Here is a 246-nt window from a genome sequence, read left to right on the forward strand (position 1 = left end):
GCACGGCAACCTCAGCCCGGTCTACATTTTCTACGTCACCGGTCCGCTGATCCTGTTCGAGATCTGGGTGCACGGTGCGATCACCTGGTACATGCGCAAGGACCGCGACCTGCCGGTGATCCGGCGCGAACAGATACACCAGCAGGCTGATGGCGCCGAGCATGACGGCGGTGCCGATCAGCACCTTGACGCGCAGCAGCTCGGTGGTCATCACCTCGCGCATCAGGGCATGGTGGAAATCGGCGG

General features: G+C 63.4%; 1 protein-coding gene. It reads left to right on the forward strand.

From position 1 onward, the window contains the following. The coding region (locus FNJ47_RS47835) for a hypothetical protein (protein WP_163163702.1) at window positions 1-246 on the forward strand (246 nt) is incomplete at both ends.

The organism is Bradyrhizobium uaiense, from assembly GCF_010811875.1.
GTDB lineage: Bacteria > Pseudomonadota > Alphaproteobacteria > Rhizobiales > Xanthobacteraceae > Bradyrhizobium > Bradyrhizobium uaiense.